This window comes from Caballeronia temeraria (genome assembly GCF_001544795.2).
GTDB classification, from domain to species: Bacteria; Pseudomonadota; Gammaproteobacteria; order Burkholderiales; family Burkholderiaceae; genus Caballeronia; species Caballeronia temeraria.
Window position 1 is genome coordinate 81,327 of record NZ_FCOI02000020.1, and the last position, 19,518, is coordinate 100,844.

General features: G+C 66.9%; 12 protein-coding genes. 4 read left to right on the top strand and 8 right to left on the bottom strand.

All coding sequences use genetic code 11. The features are described 5' to 3' along the window. The first annotated feature begins 12 nt into the window (after positions 1 to 12). Positions 13 to 756 (top strand): PP2C family protein-serine/threonine phosphatase, encoded by a 744-nt coding sequence (locus tag AWB76_RS25485; RefSeq protein WP_061162904.1) that lies wholly within the window; start codon positions 13 to 15, stop codon positions 754 to 756. A 92-nt stretch (positions 757 to 848) separates the two neighbouring features. Here the strand turns inward: AWB76_RS25485 and AWB76_RS41135 are convergent, their stop codons facing one another. The 8 genes from AWB76_RS41135 to AWB76_RS25525 form a co-directional block, all read right to left on the bottom strand. Next, on the bottom strand, positions 849 to 2,240 hold the full coding sequence (locus tag AWB76_RS41135; protein WP_157696212.1) for a hypothetical protein: 1,392 nt from the start codon (positions 2,238 to 2,240) through the stop codon (positions 849 to 851). After that, entirely contained in the window at positions 2,227 to 2,589 is a 363-nt protein-coding gene (locus AWB76_RS25495; protein WP_061162906.1) for a hypothetical protein, read from the bottom strand. The genes AWB76_RS41135 and AWB76_RS25495 overlap by 14 nt, the downstream gene beginning before the upstream one ends. A gap of 250 nt (positions 2,590 to 2,839) precedes the next feature. Beyond that, positions 2,840 to 4,351: a type VI secretion system contractile sheath large subunit gene (tssC, locus tag AWB76_RS25500; protein WP_061162944.1), complete on the bottom strand. Its 1,512-nt coding sequence runs from the start codon at positions 4,349 to 4,351 to the stop codon at positions 2,840 to 2,842. Positions 4,352 to 4,371: 20 nt separating this feature from the next. Beyond that, a complete protein-coding gene (tssB, locus tag AWB76_RS25505; RefSeq protein ID WP_061162907.1) occupies positions 4,372 to 4,893 on the bottom strand; it encodes a type VI secretion system contractile sheath small subunit in 522 nt (173 codons plus the stop codon). 90 nt (positions 4,894 to 4,983) lie between these two features. Next, positions 4,984 to 6,015: a type VI secretion system protein TssA gene (tssA, locus tag AWB76_RS25510; RefSeq protein WP_061162908.1), complete on the bottom strand. Its 1,032-nt coding sequence runs from the start codon at positions 6,013 to 6,015 to the stop codon at positions 4,984 to 4,986. Positions 6,016 to 6,027: 12 nt separating this feature from the next. After that, positions 6,028 to 12,036: a two-partner secretion domain-containing protein gene (locus AWB76_RS25515; RefSeq protein ID WP_082864531.1), complete on the bottom strand. Its 6,009-nt coding sequence runs from the start codon at positions 12,034 to 12,036 to the stop codon at positions 6,028 to 6,030. 32 nt (positions 12,037 to 12,068) lie between these two features. Further along, complete coding sequence (locus AWB76_RS25520) at positions 12,069 to 13,829, bottom strand: ShlB/FhaC/HecB family hemolysin secretion/activation protein (protein ID WP_082864532.1); 1,761 nt, start codon at positions 13,827 to 13,829, stop codon at positions 12,069 to 12,071. A 34-nt stretch (positions 13,830 to 13,863) separates the two neighbouring features. Continuing rightward, positions 13,864 to 16,089, bottom strand: coding sequence for a CHAT domain-containing protein (locus AWB76_RS25525; RefSeq protein WP_244173447.1), 2,226 nt, complete (start codon positions 16,087 to 16,089; stop codon positions 13,864 to 13,866). 148 nt (positions 16,090 to 16,237) lie between these two features. Here AWB76_RS25525 and tssJ point away from each other — a divergent pair, with 148 nt between their 5' ends. From tssJ to AWB76_RS25540, 3 genes are all read left to right on the top strand, one after another. After that, complete coding sequence (tssJ, locus tag AWB76_RS25530) at positions 16,238 to 16,744, top strand: type VI secretion system lipoprotein TssJ (RefSeq protein WP_244173448.1); 507 nt, start codon at positions 16,238 to 16,240, stop codon at positions 16,742 to 16,744. Positions 16,745 to 16,817: 73 nt separating this feature from the next. Further along, on the top strand, positions 16,818 to 18,158 hold the full coding sequence (gene tssK, locus AWB76_RS25535) for a type VI secretion system baseplate subunit TssK (RefSeq protein ID WP_061162910.1): 1,341 nt from the start codon (positions 16,818 to 16,820) through the stop codon (positions 18,156 to 18,158). A 30-nt stretch (positions 18,159 to 18,188) separates the two neighbouring features. Next, a complete protein-coding gene (locus tag AWB76_RS25540) occupies positions 18,189 to 19,517 on the top strand; it encodes a DotU family type VI secretion system protein (protein ID WP_061162911.1) in 1,329 nt (442 codons plus the stop codon). The last annotated feature ends 1 nt before the right edge of the window (position 19,518 follow it).

A 19,518-nucleotide genomic window follows, 5' to 3' on the forward strand; every position in this document is an offset into this window, starting at 1 on the left:
GAGAGACACGACATGCAACTGCAAACCGCGAGCGTGAGCGAAGTGGGCGGCCGGTCGCGCAACGAGGACGCGCTCGGGCAATGGCGGCACGCGGCGCTTTTCGCGAGTGTCGTCGCCGATGGCGCGGGCGGTCACGGCGGCGGCGATGCGGCGTCGCGCATCGCGGTCGACACCGTGCTCGCGGAGCTGACGCGCGTGGCGAAGGCGGGCGTCGCGCTGACCGGGCCGAATCTGTTGCGCGTGCTGCTGCGCGCCAACGACGCGATCATCGACGCGCAGGAACACGATCGCGAACTCGCGCATATGCGTTCGACGGCGGTGCTGCTCGGCATCGACGAAGCGGCCGGCGTCGCGGCGTGGGCGCATTGCGGCGACACGCGTCTCTATTGTTTCCGGCGCGGCGCGACCGTCGTGCAGACGCAGGATCACAGTCTCGTGCAAAGCATGATCGACGCGAACCTGCTCGATTCCCGCGACGTGCGTCATCATCCGCGCCGCAACGTGCTGTTCTCGGCGCTCGGCACGGCGGACGATCTGGCGATCGCGGCATCGGAGGAGCCGTTCGTCATCGCCGATGGCGACGCCTTCCTGCTATGCACCGATGGCTTCTGGGAGTATCTCGACGAATCCGTGATGATCGAGGCGATCGGACGCGCGCGGACGCCCGCGCAATGGCTCGATCTGATGGTGGCGCATCTGCGCGAGGCGGCGCGGCCGAATCACGATAATTTCACGGCGAGCGCGGTGTGGGTTTGATGGACGTCTCTTTCTGCGACCAAGGTTTACCGCGTGCGGCGCTTCGTGCGCAGCCGGGGCATGATGCCCCGGCGTGGTTGAGTCAGGTGCGCCTACACACCGAGCCATTCCCAATAGAGTTTCGACGTGCCCGGCACGTTGAGCGACGGAAAGGAGTCACCGGTGCGCACGCGACGCGTATAACTTTCGTGCGTTTCATCGGTGGCTTTGGGGACGTAGTCAGCCATTTTGCGCAGCACCCATATTCCTTCGCGAGTGCAAGCGTCGGCCGGCTTGCAAATGGTCGAACGGGCAAGATCAGCCTCCCATTCCCACGTGTCCCAGTTGTTCGCATCGAGTCTTGGCGCGGCTTTTCCCGCTTCGAGTCTCGTCACGAACTGACTGCGAGGGCCGAAGACCGACACCATGCGGTAATAACCTGATTCGGCCACCATCGCGCCGGTCGGCAGCGCCGACACTTCTTTGGCTTTGCGGGATTCGAAGTCCTTCCACTCTTCAGGCGTCGAGGGATAATCACGGTCGAAAGTGACCCGACATGGGTGCTGATAGTCGGAGTGGAAATCCACGAAGCCCAGACTTGGCGCGACATCGGGCGCACTCGCGTCGAGAGCAGCAACGAGATTGAAGCTGTATAGGCCGTGCGGGATTTTGAGCTTTGGCAAGACATCAAATTCAAAAACTAGCGAGCTATACGGAGCAACGGTTACGTAGGTTACGACGCGTCCCCCGGGCGTCGTAATTTTTTTGCCCGATATATCAGACGCATCTACCGGTGTAGCGCCAGCAAGATTCGTCTCCCAAAAAACGCTCCCGCCCGCAAGCGACCCTTGAACATTCAGCCTGTCCCCCTGGTCCGGCTCCAGATCGTCAGGACGTCGAAAACTGATTGCATTTGGCCCTCCGTTCCTGAATTCAATCGATACCCGGAATCTCTCCGCGGCTCGTTCGACCCTCGCGACTCGAACATCGAGTTTCACAACGGTTCGAGCGTCGGGCAGGTACTGGGTCATCGATGAATTGAATCGATGCATCAGATTGAACAGTTCTTCGGGCAATTCATACATTTTCGCCGTTTTGTTTATTAGCTTCCCATCTCGGATGCAATCGACATCATATATTGCCGAGGGTTCCACGACTCGAACTTCATGTACGGGGCCGTCCTCTGCTGCTTTACATAGTCGACGATGAATTTCCTTCGCTAGCTTCATATCATCTGGCGACAGCCGGGCATCGAAAACCCCTACGCCGCTTAGATCGCCGCTGACAGTGTCCGACAAACCCATTCGAACGTTTCCGGAAAGCCACACACCCAAGCTGTTTGACCCATAGTCATGACCGCCTAGTTGAACGATCCCGAATCCTTCGCCGCTGCCGCCGAGGTTTAAAGTGACATTCATTCCAAGAGCATCCTGATTTATCATGAATAAGAAAGGTATAAAGACAAAAAAAGAGAAAATCTTGCGAATCAATCTAACTAGCTTCATACCCAATTTTCCATGTTTTGGCGGTTAGTATCGAGAAGTGCTTCCGCACACACTCCAAATAATTCGGCCCTACCACCGCGCTTTCCTTCCAGGCGCCACCTCCCATCAAATTTTCTTGAATAAGCAGCGAGCCCAATTGACCGAGGTATTCCCGCTGGGACAGGTCATGTGATGTATGCGTAAAGCGAATCTTGCACCGGGTCTCATGGCCAATACCCTCGATGCTCTCCCATTCGATGACATCCGCAGTCGCCGAACTTGGTGCCTGCAATACATCGATGAAGTAGTGCTGATGCTTCCCCTTGAATACCCGTTCACGCGCCGCATAAAACTCTTCTCTTCTATTCAAGAAAGACTCCCGTATCTAGTGTTCGTCGGCTAAAGAAGATCGCAACCGCGAAACGTAGAGGAAATTTATTTTGGGAGGAAGGGCGTCGACCGCGTAGGCCAGAGGCACTGCCGAAAAGCAGCGATTTAAGATTAGGATGTCCAATCGACGTATTCAGCGCGGATGCGGCGCTCTGGTGAAACGTGGCTGCTTCGAAACCACCAATAAATAACCCGCGACATCTGCGTCGCGGGCATCATCAACAAAACCCTCACGCCGCCTGCTTCGCCGACGGCAACCGCGACACCAACCGCAACGACACCGTCAGCCCTTCAAGCTGATAATGCGGCCGCAAGAAAAACTGCGACGTGTAGTAACCCGGCGCGCCCGGCACTTCCTGCACTTTCACCTCTGCCGCAGCGAGCGGCTTTTGCGCCTTCGTGTGCTCGGACGAGTTCGCCGGATCGCCGTCGACATATTGCGTGATCCACTTGTTGAGCCAGATTTCCATGTCGGAGCGTTCCTTGAACGTGCCGATCTTGTCGCGCACGATGCACTTCAGATAATGCGCGAAGCGGTTGCACGCGAACAGATACGGCAGGCGCGCGGCGAGCGCGGCGTTCGCGGTGGCGTCCGGGTCTTCGTACTCGAACGGCTTTTGCAGCGACTGCGCGCCGATAAACGCCGCGAAATCCGAGTTCTTGCGATGAATCAACGGCATGAAGCCGTTCTTCGCAAGCTCCGCTTCGCGCCGGTCGGAAATGGCGATCTCGGTCGGGCATTTCATGTCGACGCCGCCATCGTCCGTCGGAAAGCTGTGCACCGGCAAGCCCTCGACCGCGCCGCCCGATTCCACGCCGCGAATTCGCGAGCACCAGCCATACAGCTTGAACGAACGGTTGATGTTCACGGCCATCGCGTAGGCGGAATTGGCCCACGTGTACTTGGTGTGATCGGCGGAACCGGTGTCTTCCTCGAAGTCGAATTCATCGACAGGCTCGGTCTTCGCGCCGTACGGCACACGCGCGAGAAAGCGCGGCATCGCGAGCCCGACATAGCGCGAATCTTCCGATGTGCGCAGCGAACGCCAGCTCGCATATTCAGGCGTACCGAATATCTTCGTCAGATCGCGCGGATTGGCGAGTTCCTGCCACGAATCCATCTGCAGGAGACTCGGATCGGCGGCGGCGATGAACGGCGCATGCGCCGCCGCGGAAATCTTCGACATCTCGCCGAGCAGTTCGACATCCGGCGGCGTCTGGTTGAAATAAAAGTCGCCGACGAACGCAGCGAACGGCTCGCCGCCCAACTGGCCGTATTCGTGCTCGTAAATCTGCTTGAACAGCGGGCTCTGGTCCCACGCGACACCCTTGAAGCGCTTCAGCGTCTTGCCGAGATCCTTCTTCGAGATGTTCATCACGCGAATCTTGAGCATCTCGTCGGTTTCGGTGTTGTTGATGAGATAGTGCAGCCCGCGCCACGAACCTTCGAGCTTCTGAAAGTCCGAATGATGCATGACCTCGTTGACCTGCTCGGTGAGCTTCGCGTCGATCTCGGCGATCATCGCCTGAATGGAGCGGATCGCATCGCCGGAAACGAGCTTCGTCTGCGAAAGCGCCTGCTGCGCGAGCGTCTGCACGGCCGTCTGCACGGCGGTCCGGGCTTCGTCGCTTTTCGGGCGGAACTCGCGGTTCAGGAGCGAGGAGAGTTCGTCGCCTTCGAGCATCGCGCCCTGGATGGCGGATTGCGCTTCCGGCGCTGCGGATTGCGGGATGTCGGACATGGTCGTTTCCTTTTCGGCACTCATTCAGCAGTGGCGGCGGCGCCGTCGGCGGCGGGCTGCGTGACCGTGGCGAGCGTCTTGAGCAGCGCGGGATCGTCGAGCACGCGCGCGATGAGTTCCTCGGCGCCGTTCTTGCCGTCCATGAAGATGACGAGATTGGCGAGCTGCGTGCGCGCTTCGAGCAGCTTCGCGAGGGCATCGACCTTGCGCGCGACGGCTGCGGGCGAGAAGTCGTCCATCGTCTCGAAGGTGATGTCGACGCTGAGATTGCCTTCGCCCGTCAGCTTGTTGGGCACCTGAAACGCGACGCGTGGATGCATCGCCTTCATGCGGCTGTCGAAGTTGTCGATGTCGATTTCCTGAAACTTGCGCTGATCGACAGGCGGCAGCGCCTCGGCGGGCTTGCCGGACAGATCGGCCATGACGCCCATGACGAACGGCAACTGAATCTTCTTCTCGCTGCCGTAAGTTTCGACGTCGTATTCGATCTGCACGCGCGGCGCGCGATTGCGGCCGATGAATTTCTGACTGCTGGTTGCCATGACGCCTCCTTCGCGTGAGCAAGAGCCACGCTTTCAAGACGATTCACCGTGCGCGGATTTGAAGATCGACGCAGCCGCGCTTCGCGCCGTTCACTCCGGCCGCGTGCCCGCGATCAGATGAATCTGCGCGAGGCTGTCGGGCGCGAGATCCTGCATCACCGCGAGAAAGTCCTTGCCCATCAGCCCGCGCGCGCGCCGGATCAGCAGCGGCGCGGGATTCGTCGGCTCCGTGCGTTCGAGAAACGCGCACACGGCATCGAGCGCGGCGAGCGCATCCTCGCGTGACGCGATGCCGCCGGAACGCGCTATCGGCTGCGGCGCCGCCGGTTCGTGCGGCGATTGCGTGGCGGCGGACGCCGCTTCATCGCTCGCCGTCGCGGACGCGGACACCACGGCGCGACACTGCGTGGTCACGTGACGCGCGGTCGTCGTCAGCGCGGCCATCGATGGCGCGCGCGCTTCGCCGAGCTTCTCCGTCAGACAGCCCGCGAGCGTCTGCACGGCGCGCTGCAAGTCGAGGCCATCGTCGAGCACGCCGGGATCTTGCGCGACGGCATCGGCGAGCACGCCTTCCACGCGCGGCAACGTCGTCGCCGCCGCGCCGTCCTGCGCCGCGAGCCGTCCTTGCGCGACGAGCATCTCGCGCACCGTCAGGCGCTCGCCATGCACGCGGCACACTTCGCATTCGCGCAGTTCGTGCAGCAGCGTTTCGGCTTCCGCGAACGGCGTGTAGGCGTCGGCGAGCGGCGCGAGCGCGTTGATGCGCAACGCGGCGTCGTTCTCGTCGTCGGGATCGAGCGGCGGAAAAAGACCCGCCCAATAACGGTCGATGAGACCGCTCAGAAGCCGTATCCCCGCGATAAAGCCCGCGAGCCCGTGCACGTGCGCCGCCGCGCGCGTCCACGCGATCGCGATGCGCACATCCTTCGAGCGCGCCAGCAGCGCCTGCCCCTGCTCCAGCAGTTCGTTCCACGGCGGCGGCTCGGCGGGCGCGCCGAACTGGCGCTGTGGATTGCCGCGCAGGCGCGCTTCGAATTCGAGATACGCGTCGTCGTATTCCAGATCGATGCCCGCGGGCGGCATCGATACGGTCGGCGCGAGCAGCGGTTCGACGTCGATCATCGCGGCTCCCGCTCAAAATTCGCCGCAACCGTGCTGCCCGTTCACGACGAGGCAGTTGTTCAGATTCGGGCGCGAGCGCACGTGCTTCCATTCCGCCGCGAGCGTGTCCGCCTCGCCTTCGGCCTGTTGCAGCGCGAGGATCGGCTCGTTCGTGCCGACGCAAATATTGACGCCGCCCAGATTGCTCTCGTACACGAACGTCTGCTCCTGCGCGGTGAAGAGCGGCTGCAATCCCGTGCGATTGAAGACCGCGCCCTGAAGCTCGCCCGGCGTGACGGTCACCGTGCCCGGCACGACGACGATGTTGTAACCCACCGGCGACGAGAACGTGCCGTCGATCGAATACGCGCCCGCCTGCGATGCCGTCGTCGCGGACGAGCCGAGCGGACCCGCGACGATCGCCGAACCGGGTTTGTCGCCGTCGAGCAGGCCGCTGATGTCGAAGCGGAACGGACCGTTGGGCGAGCCTTCGCCGCGCGTCTGATTGCCGATGGTGATCGTCGCCGTCGGCCGGTCCGCGTAGACGAAGTGATTGCCGTTGCCCGTCACGACGTGCTGCGACGGCTGGCCGTTCCAGCTGCAAATGCCGCCGTAGAGGCAGCCGTAAAAATTCGGCAGCGCGCCGCCCGGATCGATCCCGTTGCGGTTCTCGCCATTGCGCGTCGCGGCCCACACGCGCCACGCGTTGCCCGCGCTCAAGGTGCCGCCCGGCGCGTTATCGAAGACGGCGTTCTGCATCACGAGGTCGATGCTGCCGCCCGCGCTCAGTTGCGCCGGCGCGCCGGCCGAGCCGAGCGCGATCGCGCCGTTTTCGGAGATCGCGGTGAGATCGCCGGTCACGTTCGGCTGCGTGCCGCCGATCGGCACGAGCGCGCCCGTCGCGCCGTCGATGCCGGTCGCGCTCGCCGTGCCGATCGTGAAGCTTCCCGGCATCGAAAATCGCACGTTGTGCGCGCCGGACAGCGCGAGCGTGCCGACGACGTTGCCCGCGTCGGTGAGATCGAAATCGCCGCCGCCCGTGAGCAGGAGCGTCTGCGCCTGAATGCCGCCCGGATCGGTCACGGGACCGGACGACGCGAGCGCGAGCGTCCTGCCGGGCATCGCGACGCCCGAGAGCAGGTCGATGCCCGCGCTGCCCGCGCCCGTGTTCTGGAGCGTGAGATCGTGCGTGAAGCCCGTCGCCTGATAGACGGTGATCCTGCCGGTCTGCGTGGACGAGCCGATCACGATCGCGCCGATATTCGCCGCCGCCGCGTTCAACATCGACGGCCCGATGGTCAGGCCGCTGCTGCCGCCGAGCACGTTGATCGGCTGCGCGTTCTCGCCGACGATGCCGAAGTCCGCGCCGACGCGTCCCGGCGCGAACACGAGCGTGCCCGAACGCGACGAGAACGACGCGCCGGACGCATCGAAGACGTTTCCGGACGTGCCCGAGTTCGCCGCGCGCACGATGATCGCGCCGTAATCGCCCGCCGAGAACGTCGCGCGGTCGAGGAAGAGCGCGGGCGCGCCGTCCGCCGGCGTCGATGCCGTGACGGACACGGTCTGCGCGGGCGCGTTGGCCCGAATGTCCGCATCGACGATCGACACGCCACGGCCGCGCGCGCCCGTCGCATCGAGCTGGCCGTTGGTGCCGCCGCGAATATCGACGGAACCGGCCGCCGAGCTGACCGCGCCGCGATTCGACGCCGTGCCCGCGAGCGACACGCCGTCCGAGCCGCTGCCGAGGCCGAAGATCGTCACCGCGCCGTTCGCACGCAGACCGCGCGCGGGCGTCGCGGCCATGCCGGACACGAACACGCCGTACGCGGCGATGCCATCGGGCGCGACGCCCCGGATCGACAGGCTGCCCGCATTCGCCGCGATATCCGATGCCTCCAGATGGACGCCGTCGAAATCCGGCGCGGTGTCCTCCGCGTTGGGCGGCAGGACGAAGCGCACCTTGCCTTTCGCGCCCGTGCCGTTGAGCGCGACGTTGCCGCCGCTCGATGCGATCGTCGCGTTCTGCGCGTAGATGCCCGCGCCGCCGACGGCCGTCGTACCGCCGTTCGCGGACGCGCCGGTTCCCGTGAGGTCGATTGCGCCCGCCGTGTTGATCGACGTGCGGACCAGCGACACGCCGTCGCCGCGCACCGGATTCCCCGGCGCGCCACTGCCGCTCGCGCCCGTGCCGCGCAGCGTGACCGGCCCGCGCGCCGAAATGAGCGACGTATCGGCGAGCGTGAGGCCGAAGCCTGCGACGCTGGCCGTGCCGCCGTTCGCCGCCGCGGCGGTGCCGGTCATGTCGATCACGCCGTTCACGTTGACATTGACCGAATCGATGATCGCGCCACCGCCGCTGACTCCGCCGGTCACGTTCGTGCCGCGCGCGCCCGTGCCCTGAATCGTCAGGCCGCCATTTGTCGATGTGATGCGCATCGGCGATGTCGAATTGCCGAAAAGCTCCACGCCGTCGCCGCTGACGAATGTCTGCGCGCCGCTTCCCGATGGCCCCGTGCCGGCGATGCCGATCGTGCCGCCCGCCGTGAGGCTGCCGCCCTGCAATTCGATGCCCGCGCCGGAAACGGACGATCCGGCGGCGGTGGTTGTGGGTCCGCGTCCGGTCAGATCGAGTGTGCCGCCCGCGTTGATATTGACGTCGCCGAACAGCAAGCCCTGGCCCAGAAGATTCGATGACGCCGGGCTTTGCGAGCGGGCCGCGGTGCCGTCGATACCAATGGCGCCTTTGGCCGTCAGCGTCACGTTCTGGAGAAAGACGCCCGAGGCGATGACGTTCCCGCTGCCGCCGCGCAAGGTCGCGCCGGTTCCGGTCAGACTGAGCGCGCCGCCCGAGCTGATCGACGTGCCGACCATATGCACGCCGTCGCCCTGAACCAGACCAGGCGAACTCTGGACGACCGCGCCGTTGCCCTGAATGGCGATGCCGCCGCTCGCCGATCCGATGACCGGCACGATCGCGCCGCCGCCCGTACTGAGCGATGCCTGCACGATGTTCACGCCGTCGCCCGCGACGGAGCCGGCCGCGGTCGAGATTCCGGTCGCCACGGTCTGCACCGCGGGCCCATTGCCGTTGATCGAGATGCGGCCCGCCTGCGTCTGCAGCAGCGGCGTGTTCGTCGTGCTGACGGACGAGGCGGTCGTCGAGACGAGCGTCGGCACGATCTGCACGCCATAGCCCGTCACCGATCCGGTGCTGAGCGTCTGCACCGCCGCCGAAGCTGCGATGAAGATGCCCGCCCCGCTGACCGTGGCGCCGTTCGAGCTGGTTCCCGTGACGCTCGGCCCCTTTCCGGTGACAGAGACATTGCCGGAATCCGAAACGACGGACACGCCAACAGGCACGCTTCCACCCGCATTCGGCGCCATGCTCACGCCCGCGCCGGACAGCGTGCCGCCGGTCAGGTTCTGCACCGTGGTCGCACTGCCCGAGATCGAGACGTTGCCCGAGCCCGTATGCACGAGCGGCCCGGCGCCCGCGTTGAGCGCTTGCGGCCGGAACGAGACGCCCGCGCCGCTCACGTTGCCGGAAGCGGTGCCGATCGACATGCCGGTACCGGCGATGCTGACGTTGCCCGAGCCGGTCTGGATGACCGTATTGCTTTCGTTCAGGCGCGCCGTCGGCTGGATCAGTACGCCGCCGCCGCTCACGGTGCCCGTCGCGCTTTGCAGCACCGCCCCCGTGCCGGCGATGGACACGTTGCCCGACGTCGTGCTGAGCAGCGCGCTTCCCGGACCGAGCGCCAGCGGTACGAGCTCGACGCCGTAGGTTTCCGGCGGCGTCACCCCGCTTGCCTGAGTCGTGGGCGCGCTGCCGCTGATGTTGATGTTGCCCGATGTCGTGTGAAGGCTTCGCGCCCCGCTGATGACAACGCCCGCGGGCGCGCCGGCGCCGGCCTGCCCCGCGATGGAAATATCGCTGAAGGAGGTCGCGATGCTGGCTGAGTCGATGCTGACGGGCGCGAGCGGCGTGTTCGTCTGAAAGCCCAGCGACGGATTCTGGACGCCGAAGATCGTGGCCGGGACGTTGAGCGCGCCCTGCCCGTGGATCGTCACCGGGCCGCTCGCGAGACCGGCCGGTCCTTGCGGCACGGTCGTGTCGAGCGTCGAACCGGCGATGCCGACCGCCGCGCCGTCGAAGCTCGTCGCGGCCGCGGCCGTGCCGATGTCCGCCTCGCGCACGCCGATGTTCAGACTGCCGCCGTTGGTGCTGATCGACGCCCCGGAGAGGATGATGTTGCTCTGTCCCGTGCCGCCCTTGTTGGCGTCGAGCACGACGTTGAGCCTGCCGCTCGGGCCCTGCCCGCCCGCCGCGCCGCCGATGTTCCCGAGCACGGTAATGGAGCCGTTGGCGCTCAGGGTGAGCGTGGCGTCGCTGGAGGCGGCCGGCGCCGTTTTCGTGATGCTCGTCCCGCTCAGCATCGTGATGTCGCCGTTGAATGCGCCCGTGCCGGCCGAGCTCGTCGAAATGGTCACCGAGGCGCCCTGGTCCAGTTGCGACGTGATGGCGCTCGCCAGCACGTAGTTGTCGGACGCGCCCGGCGAGAAGACGACCGGCGTCGCGGTGACGAGCGCCGGAGCCGGCCCAGTGGCGAGCGTGAGATTCGGCGGCGTGGTGGTGCTGCTGGTCGTCGTGCTGATGCTCGACGGCGCCGTATTCACGATCTCGATGCTCGCCGGATCGAGCAGCCATTGCCCGCCGTGCCCCTTCGGCGCGCCGAGACGAATCCGCGCGCCATCCGTGTTCAGATACTCGCCGGACGTCTCCACGAGGCCGCCGTTGCCGCCCTGCGGCCCGCCGCGCGCGGAAAGCTCGCCATAGACGCGTGCCGCCTCCGTCCCGTACATCACGATGTTGCCGCCGTTGCCGGACACGAGCGCGTCGGCGCTCACGTGCGCGTTCGGGCTCATCCACAGCGCATCCGCGTTGGCGAGGTCCGTCGCCTTGCCCGCCGCGCCTCCGCCCACGCGCACGCGCCCGCCGCCCTGCGCACCGTCCGCGCGGATCTGCGCGCCGTCGTTCACGGCGACGTGATAGCCGGTCGCGTCGATGCGCCCGCCCGTGCCCGCATCGGGCGCGGTGGCGTCGAGCGTGCCGCCGATGTTGGTCACGCCCGTCGTGCCGCCATCGAGCACGATGCGCCCGTTGCGCGCCTCCACGCTGCGCGCGCGCACCGTGCCGGTCTGGTTGACCACGGCCGCCGTGGCCGCGTCGGCGGCGCGCACCGACATCACGATCTGGCCGCCGTCCGCTTCGAGCGTGCCCGCGTTGCTGACGAGCGCGTTCGCGACCTTGTCGTTGACCTTGAGCATCGTGAGGCCGTCGCCCGCGAAATCGAGCGTGATGTCGCTGCCCGCGCCGATCGCGATCTTGCCGAGCGTCGCGCTCACGTAGCCGCTGTTGTCGACCTGCGCGCCCAGCAAGGCGACCGCGCCGCCCGAGGACGCCGTGAGGTTCGCGCCGGCTTCGACCGACACTTTCGCGCCCGCCGCCGCGCCCTGGTTGAAGTGATACTTCCCGGCGAGAAATTCGTCGTTCGTGATGCCGAGCGTCGACGCGACGAGCGATCCCACGTTCACCGACGCGCCTTGCGCGAACACCACGCCCGCCGGATTCACGAGAAACACCTTGCCGTTCGCGTTGAGCTGCCCGGCGATGCGGCTCGCATCGCTGCCGACGACGCGGTTGAGCAGCACCGCCTGCGCCGACGGCTGCGAAATATCGACGCGCTCGCCGCTCTGAATCGAGAAGCCGTTCCAGTTGACGATGCCTTTTTGCGAGCCCTGGTTGATCGTCATCGAACTCGTGTTCGGCCGGCTGATCGTGACGTTGCCGCTTTGCACCTGCTCGCCGACCGGTAGCGCGAACGCACCCGGCGCCGCGACGACCACGAAAAGCGGCAACAGCGCGCTCGCCGTGAGATCGGCGCCTGCATGACGCGCGGCGCGCTTCACGAAACGGCGGATCGCACGATCCCACTCCCGGCGATGCCTGCGGGTCCGAAGAGAGGTGATGTCGCTCATGGCGAACTCCTTTGATTGCCGATCCGCTTGCGCTAGAACGATTTGGAGACCTGGACGTACACGCGCGGCACCTTGTCGTCGCCGGTCGTGTCGGGGCGCGTCGTGCGCCACGCGACGCTCGCATCGACGGTGATGCCGTATGGCCCGTTCCAGAACGCGCCGATGCCCGCGCCGCTGCGCGTGACGGTGTTCGCGCCTTGGCCCGGAATCGATTTCGCGTTGTAGCGGCCGACGCCGATATCGAAAAACGCCGACAGCGTCACCGAGGGAATCACCGCATAGCGAAGCTGCGCGGTCGCGATCAGCCCTTCGTCGACGACCGATTCCGACGGCGAATAGGCGCGCACCGCACGCGGCCCGCCGAGCGTGATGCGCGACGAGCTGTCGAGGTTCTGATTCGCCCATTGCCCCGACACGCCCAGAAAGAAGCTCGTGTTGCGCGTGATCGCGTTGAGGCGGTTCGCCTGCATGGTCAGGCGCACGCTGTTGCCTTGCGTGTGGCGCCCGAACGGACCCTGATCGATCGCTTCCGCGACCGCCGAATCGATGTTCAGATGCGCGAACGCCAGTTGCACGTCGGCGCTGTTGAAGCCGCCGCCGAGAAAACTGTCGCGGCTTTCGTACGACAGCCCGACGCTCGCCACATACAGCTTTTGCGGATTGTCGAAGCTGACGCTGTCGATCTTGTCGGTCAGCGAGCGATATTCCAGCGCGCCGCGCAGCAGCAGGTTCTGGCTGCGCGAGCGGATCAGCGGATGCGACACCGACGCGGTGACGACATCGGCATCGCCGTGCGCGTTCAGCGACGCGAACTGCTCGCCGAGGTAGTAGTACAGATGCGAATACGCAATGCCGACGCGCGTGCCGCTCGCGTCCACCGGGGCGTCGTAGCCGATGCGCCCGTACACCGTGTCGGCGCGCTCGGCGGCGAGCAGGTTGATGTCGAGGTTGTCGCCGATGCCGAACGGCGACGCGAGCCGCCCGAGCGCGCCGAGCCGCCAGCGTCCGGCGGGCGCGGAGCCGTAGTCGTCGGCGGACACGGCGAAGTTCCAGCGGCGCACCGGCTCGACCGTCACGCTCAGATCGACGGTGCCGGGCGTGCTGCCGGTTTCCAGCGCGGAACTCACGCGAATGCCCGGCAAATCCGAGAGCAGCAGCATCGTGCGTTCGAGCTCGCTCTGCCTGAGCGGCTTGCCGGGTTCGATCGCGGCGAGCCGCGCGCGCACCATCGATTCCTTGATGGGCGCGCCGGGCGCCATCGTCAGCCGGACGCGGCCGATCTTGCCTTCGAGCACGGTGAACGTGACATCGCCATTCGTGACGTCCTGCGGCGGAATCACGACCTGCGCGAGCGGAAAGCCGCGCTCGTGATACGCCTTCGCGATGCGCGCGCTCATCGCGTTGAGATCGTTGATCGAGACTTGCTGGCCGATCTTGTCGGCGACGAGCGGCAGCAGCGTGCCGGCGGGCAGCGTTTCGTTGCCCGCGAAAGCGATGTTCCGCAACACGAATTTCTTGCCCTCGGGCGCTTCCGGCGGCGCGGCGGGCGGCGCGGGCAGCGCGTTCGAACCGCCGGGCGGCGGCGCGGCGGTCGACGGACGCGGCTGCTCGTTGAGCAGCGTGCCCGCGCTCGGCACCTGCGCCGTGCCGGGCATCGGCACCTGCTGCGCCCACGCGCTCAACGCGCTCAACGCGCTCGCACAGGCGATGCCGGCGCCCGCCGCGCGCGCGAGCTGCCGCGAACGCGCCGTCGACCGTGCGGGAAACGATTCGGACTTGATGGCGTGGTTCACTTCAGCAATCCTCACCGATGATCAAAAACGCACGTCAGCGCGCGACCGAGAGCCGCCAGTTGCCCATCAGATCGAAGGGCGCCCAGTAGAACGGATGCGCGAACCGCTTGTCGGCGAGCACGGCGAGCTGCGCGTCGCGCATCGCGTCGATGGCTTCCGCGCCCTTCGTGAGCGAGCCGTAGAACGTGCGCATCGTGAGTGCGGTCGATTCATCGGCGACGGGCCACATCGACACGAGCAGCGCCGACGCGCCCGCGTAGAAAAACGCGCGCGTGAAGCCCATGATTTCGTCACCGCGCTCGATGCGTCCGAGCGCCGTTTCGCACGCCGACAAGGTGACGAGCGCGACCGAATCGAACTTCAGGTTGTAGATGTCTTGGGCGAGCATCGGATCGGGGCCGTCGGCGGGTTGCTTCGCGGGCGCGAGCAGCACGCGCGAATGCAGCGGATCGATGGTGTCGGCCTGCGCGTGCGTCGCCACGTGAACGATGCGGCCGGCGGGCGCGTTGTCGCTGAAAGTCTTGCGCGTGACATCGCCTTGCACGAAGGTTTCGCGCTGCGCGAACAGCGGGCCGATCGCGCGGACTTCGGCTTCGGCGCCGGGCAGATCGAATTCCGGCGCGATGCGCGGATTGCCGAACGCGACGAGATTGCTCGCGATGCGCTGCTGCCGCCGCACGAGTTGCACCGCGATGCTCGCCGAGGGCGCGAGCGCGAGCGCGTGCCGCTGAATCAGGAATCCCTGCGCATTCCTCAACGCCTGAAACGGCATGTAATGCAGCGCGCCGTTCGGCACGACGACGAGCCGCTCGTTCGCGCGCAGGCCGAGCGGCTGGATCAGCAGCGCATCGAGCTTCGCGCCGTACGTCAGCGCCTGGGGCCGTCCGCGGATGATCGACGTGCGGAAATCGCTGACGGCGAGCGTCATCTCCTTGCGCGGAATCGGCAGCGTGAAGCCCTGAATGCCGTCGCGGCGCACGACCCACGCGATCATCCGGTCCGGCAAGCCGTGATATTCGACGATCGCCTCGCCGGGCGCGAGCGCGCTCTTCACGTCGTCGAGCGAGAGCGCGCGGCCGTTGAGCTGCGTTTCGTCGACGTTCGTCGCGAGCCGGTTGCGCACGACATCGAGCAGCGCGCGGCTGCGGCTCTTTTCCGAGAGCGTCCAGGCGAGCGCATAGTCGCCGTCCTCGACGACGAGCGCGATCGTTTCCTCGAAGACCGTCTGGGTATCGGAGAACAGGCCGGTCTTGAACTCGTCGCTGCGAAAACGCGCGCGGATGGTTTCGGAGTCGTCGAGCGCGGTGAGCCACGCCTCGCGCGCCTTCTGGCGCTCGCCGAGCGCGAGGTACGCGCGGCCCATGCCTTCGTGCGCCCAGAGGTTGTCGTAGCTCGCGTCCGTGCCGCCTTTCGTCGCGCTCGCGGTGAAGGCGTCGAGCGCCGCCCGCGGCTGGTTTTCCGCGAGCAGCAGATTGCCTTCGATGCGCTTGTAGAGCGGCGCGAGCAAGGTTTCCTGCACGTTGCTCGTCTGCTCGAACGTGGCGCGCGCGCCCGCCGCGTCGCCGGTGGCGATCTGCGCGTTGGTGATCGAGAGCAGGACCATCGGCTTGTAACGCGGCGAGGCCGTCGCGAGCGCCGCGCGATATTCGGTCAGCGCGCCGGCCGCATCGCCGCGCCGCGCCGCGATATCGCCGAGCACCTTGTGCGCGGGCGCGAGCACTTGCTGGGGATTCTTCTCGCCCTGCGCGATGGCTTCCTTCGCGTAACGCTCGGCGTCGTCGAGATCGCCGGCGTAGCTGTAGGCGATCGCCAGATCGCGGCGCGACAAGGCGGCGAGGTTCGCGTTCTCCGTCTGCCGCGCGACGACGAGCGCCCGCGACGCCGCCTCGATGCTCTCGCGGAAATCGCCGCGCTCGGCCGCCGCGACGGACATGCTGCAGTACGCGTAGCCGTCGAGCTTGACCTGATCGCGCGCGAGCAGCAGCCGTCCTTCCTGCGACAGCGTCGCGATGGTTTCGGCATCGCGTACGCGGGCTTCGGCCTGGCGCGCGGCGGGCGTGAGGGCTTCGTCGCTCTGCGTGCCTTGCGGTTTCTGCACGTTCGGCGCGGTTCTCACGCCCGGCGTGCCTTGTCCACGCGCGCCCGGCGCGGCCAGCGCCAGCGCGCCCAGCGCCGCCAGCAGCGCGAGCGCCGTGCAAAGCCGCCTGGCCGCATCGCCGGCTGCAATACGGGCCGGCGCGATCCGTTCGATCGGTTTCACCAATGCGCTCCTCGAAGACCGTCGTCGTGCACCGGCGCAACCGGACAGCTCCGGCGCGGTGCCATCAGTAGACGAAACACCTCGACGGTTTTGAAAAGCGCGGCGGCTTCGTTCGTCTGTTGAAGTGTCCGAAGACACTCACGATCCGATGATGGCCATCTCACGTCTGTTCGCGCGTCTGTGCGCATCGCTCGTTTGTGCATGCGCGATCGGCGCGTGCAAGTCCCCGCCGCCGCCCGCGCCGACCATCGTGCGCATCAACGTGAATGCGCTCGACAGCGTCAATCCCGATCACGCGGGCCGGCCGTCGCCCGTTGTCGTGCGCGTGTACGAACTGAAGACGACCGCCGCCTTCGACAGCGCCGACTTCTTCACGCTCTACGGCAAGGAGCAGGCGACGCTCGGCGGCGATCTCAACGCGAAGAACGAATTCATGCTCAAGCCGGGCGACAGCCGCAGCGTCGAGCAGACGGTGCAGCCGGGCACGAAGTTCGTCGCGGTCGTCGCGGCGTATCGCGATATCGAGCGATCGCGCTGGCGCGTGAGCGCGCCCGTGCCGCCGAATCAGACGACGCTCCTGACCGTGCGCATCGACGCCGCCGACGTGTCCATCGCCGCGCAGCCCGCGCCGCCGGCATCGGGAAAGAAGAAGTGACGACGCGCCGGTTTGCAAATCCGCCGCGCTGAATCGTCCTTTGAGCATCGAGCCCAAGCGGACGCGAGGCACCATGACCTGGCACCAACGCATGATCTGGTCCGAGGGGCTGTTCCTCGAACCCCAGCATTTTCAGCAGCACGACCGCTTCATCGAGCATCTCGTGCGCTCGCACGCACGCGCGACCGAAGCGTGGTCGTGGGGCTGGGCCGCCGTGATGCTCGACGAGATCGCGCTCGGGCTCGGCAAGATCGCGCTCGCGTCCGCATTCGGCGTGCTGCCGGACGGCACCGCGTTCTCCTTTCCCGACGACTTCCCCGCGCCGCCGCCGCTCGACATTCCCGCCGGCACGCGCGATGAAATCGTGCTGCTCGCGCTGCCGCTCGCGCGCGCGGGCGCCAAGGAATTCGACGCCGACGGCGATGCCGCACAAAGCGCCGACGCACTGCGCTTTCGCACGACGGACACCTCGGTCGCCGACATCACGACGAGCACGGATCGCGTCGCGCAGATCCGCGTCGGCGCGCCGAATCTGCGGCTGATGCTCGCGCGCGACGCCACCGGCGCCTTCGCGACCATCGGCGTGACGCGCGTGCTGGAGCGGCGCGCGGACAATCGCGTGCTGCTCGATCCCGGCTACATCCCGCCGATGCTCCACGCGCACGCCGACCCGCGCCTCTTCGGGTACGCGCAGGAGCTCGCCGGGCTCGTGCATCAGCATGCGGACCGGCTCGCGAGCCGGCTGGCGAATCCGGGGCGCGGCGGCGTCGCGGAAATCGCCGATTTCCTGCTGCTTCAGACGCTCAACCGCTTCGAGCCGCAGTACGCGCATCTGCTGCAGGTGCCGCTGCTGCATCCCGAACGCCTGTATCAGACGACGCTCGCGCTCGCCGGCGATCTCGCCGCGTTCGACGAGCGCCGCCGCGTGCTCGCCTATCCGCCGTATCGGCACGACGATCTCGCCGCGTCGTTCGAGCCGCTGATGCGCGACGTGCGGCAACTGATCGGCATCGTGCGCGAACCGGATGCCGTCGCCATCGAGTTGCAAAGCCGCAAGCCGGGCGTGCGCGTCGCGCTCATCAACGATCCGGAGCTCGTGAAGCACGCCGGCTTCGTGCTCGCCGCGAACGCGCAGATGCCGGGCGAAGCGCTGCGCACGCGCTTCCCGACGCAGGTCAAGATCGCGCCCGCCGAAAAGCTGCGCGATCTCGTCAATCTCGCGCTGCCGGGCATCGGATTGCGCGCGATGCCGGTCGCGCCGCGCCAGATTCCGTTTCACGCGGGCTTTTCGTACTTCGAACTGGATCGCGGCGGCGAGCTGTGGAAGGAGCTGGAGCAGACCGGCAATCTGGCGATGTATATCGCCGGCGACTTTCCCGCGCTCGAACTCGAATTCTGGGCGATCCGTCATTGAGCGGCGGGCTTAACGGGGCGACGGCACGACATGACGAACGACGACGATCCTTTCGCAGGCTTCGAATCCGATCAGACGATGATCAAGCCCAATCCCGGCGCGCGACGGCGTGCCGCGGCCAGCGGCGGCACGGAGGGCGCGCGTGCGCCGGCGGGCGCGGCGGCTTCGCCGTCCGGTTTCGATCAGCGCGGGTTCGACGCGGCCTTCGCGGGCGGCGGCGCGGTCAATCCGCTCGTCGCGGCCTGCGCGCCGCTGTTGCAGCTCGCGCCGCGCATCCGCGCGATGAGCGCCTGCGCCGATCCCGCCGCGCTGCACGCGTGGCTCGCGGCGGGCGTGCGCCGCTTCGAGGACGAGGCGCGCGCGCACGGCATCGCGGCGGATCAGGTGACGGCGGCGCGCTACATCGTCTGCACGATGCTCGACGAAGCCGCGTCCGGCACGCCGTGGGGCGCGGGCGTGTGGGCGCGGCAAAGCCTGCTCGTCACGTTTCACAACGAAGCGTGGGGCGGCGAGAAGGTCTTTCAACTGCTCGCGCGGCTCGCGCAGAAACCGGCGCAGCATCTGCATCTGCTGGAACTGGCGAGCATGGTGCTCGCGCTCGGCTTCGAGGGGCGCTATCGCGTGGCGGCGCAAGGCAGACAGACGCTCGAGGCGATCCGCGCGCGGCTTTATCAGCTGATCCGCAAGGAGCGCGGCGAACCGGAGCGCGCGCTGTCGCCGCACTGGGAAGGCGTGCCGACGGCGCGGCGGCGCACGACCGACGTTTTGCCGGTGTGGGTCGTCGGCGCGTTCGCGCTGTTGCTGCTCGCCGCCGCCTGGCTCGCGATGAGCTTCCAGCTCGGCCGCCTGTCCGATCCGGCGTTCGACACGCTCGCGTCGATCCGCGCGGGCGCGCAACGGCCGCTCGTCGTCACGCAGGCGGCGCGGCCGCGTCTGGCCGAATTCCTCGCGCAGGACATTCGCGATGGCCTCGTCGCCGTGGATGACCGCGTCGACCGCTCCGTCATCACGCTGCATGGCGACAACGTCTTTCGCGCGGGCAGCGCTGAAATCGGCGGGCAGACGCGGCCGCTGATCGAGCGCATCGCGGCAGCGCTGAAGGCCGTGCCGGGCAAGGTGCTCGTGACGGGTCACACCGACGACCGGCCGATCCGCTCGGCGCGCTTTCCGTCGAACTGGGAGCTTTCGCAGGAACGCGCGGCGAACGTGCGCGATCTGCTCGCCGCGACCGTCGGACCCGAACGCCTGAAGTCGGAAGGCAAAGGCGACGCCGATCCCGTCGCGCCGAACGATTCGCCCGCCGGGCGCGCGCGCAACCGCCGCGTCGAGGTGACGCTCTTCGCGAAGCCGGGAAGCTGAC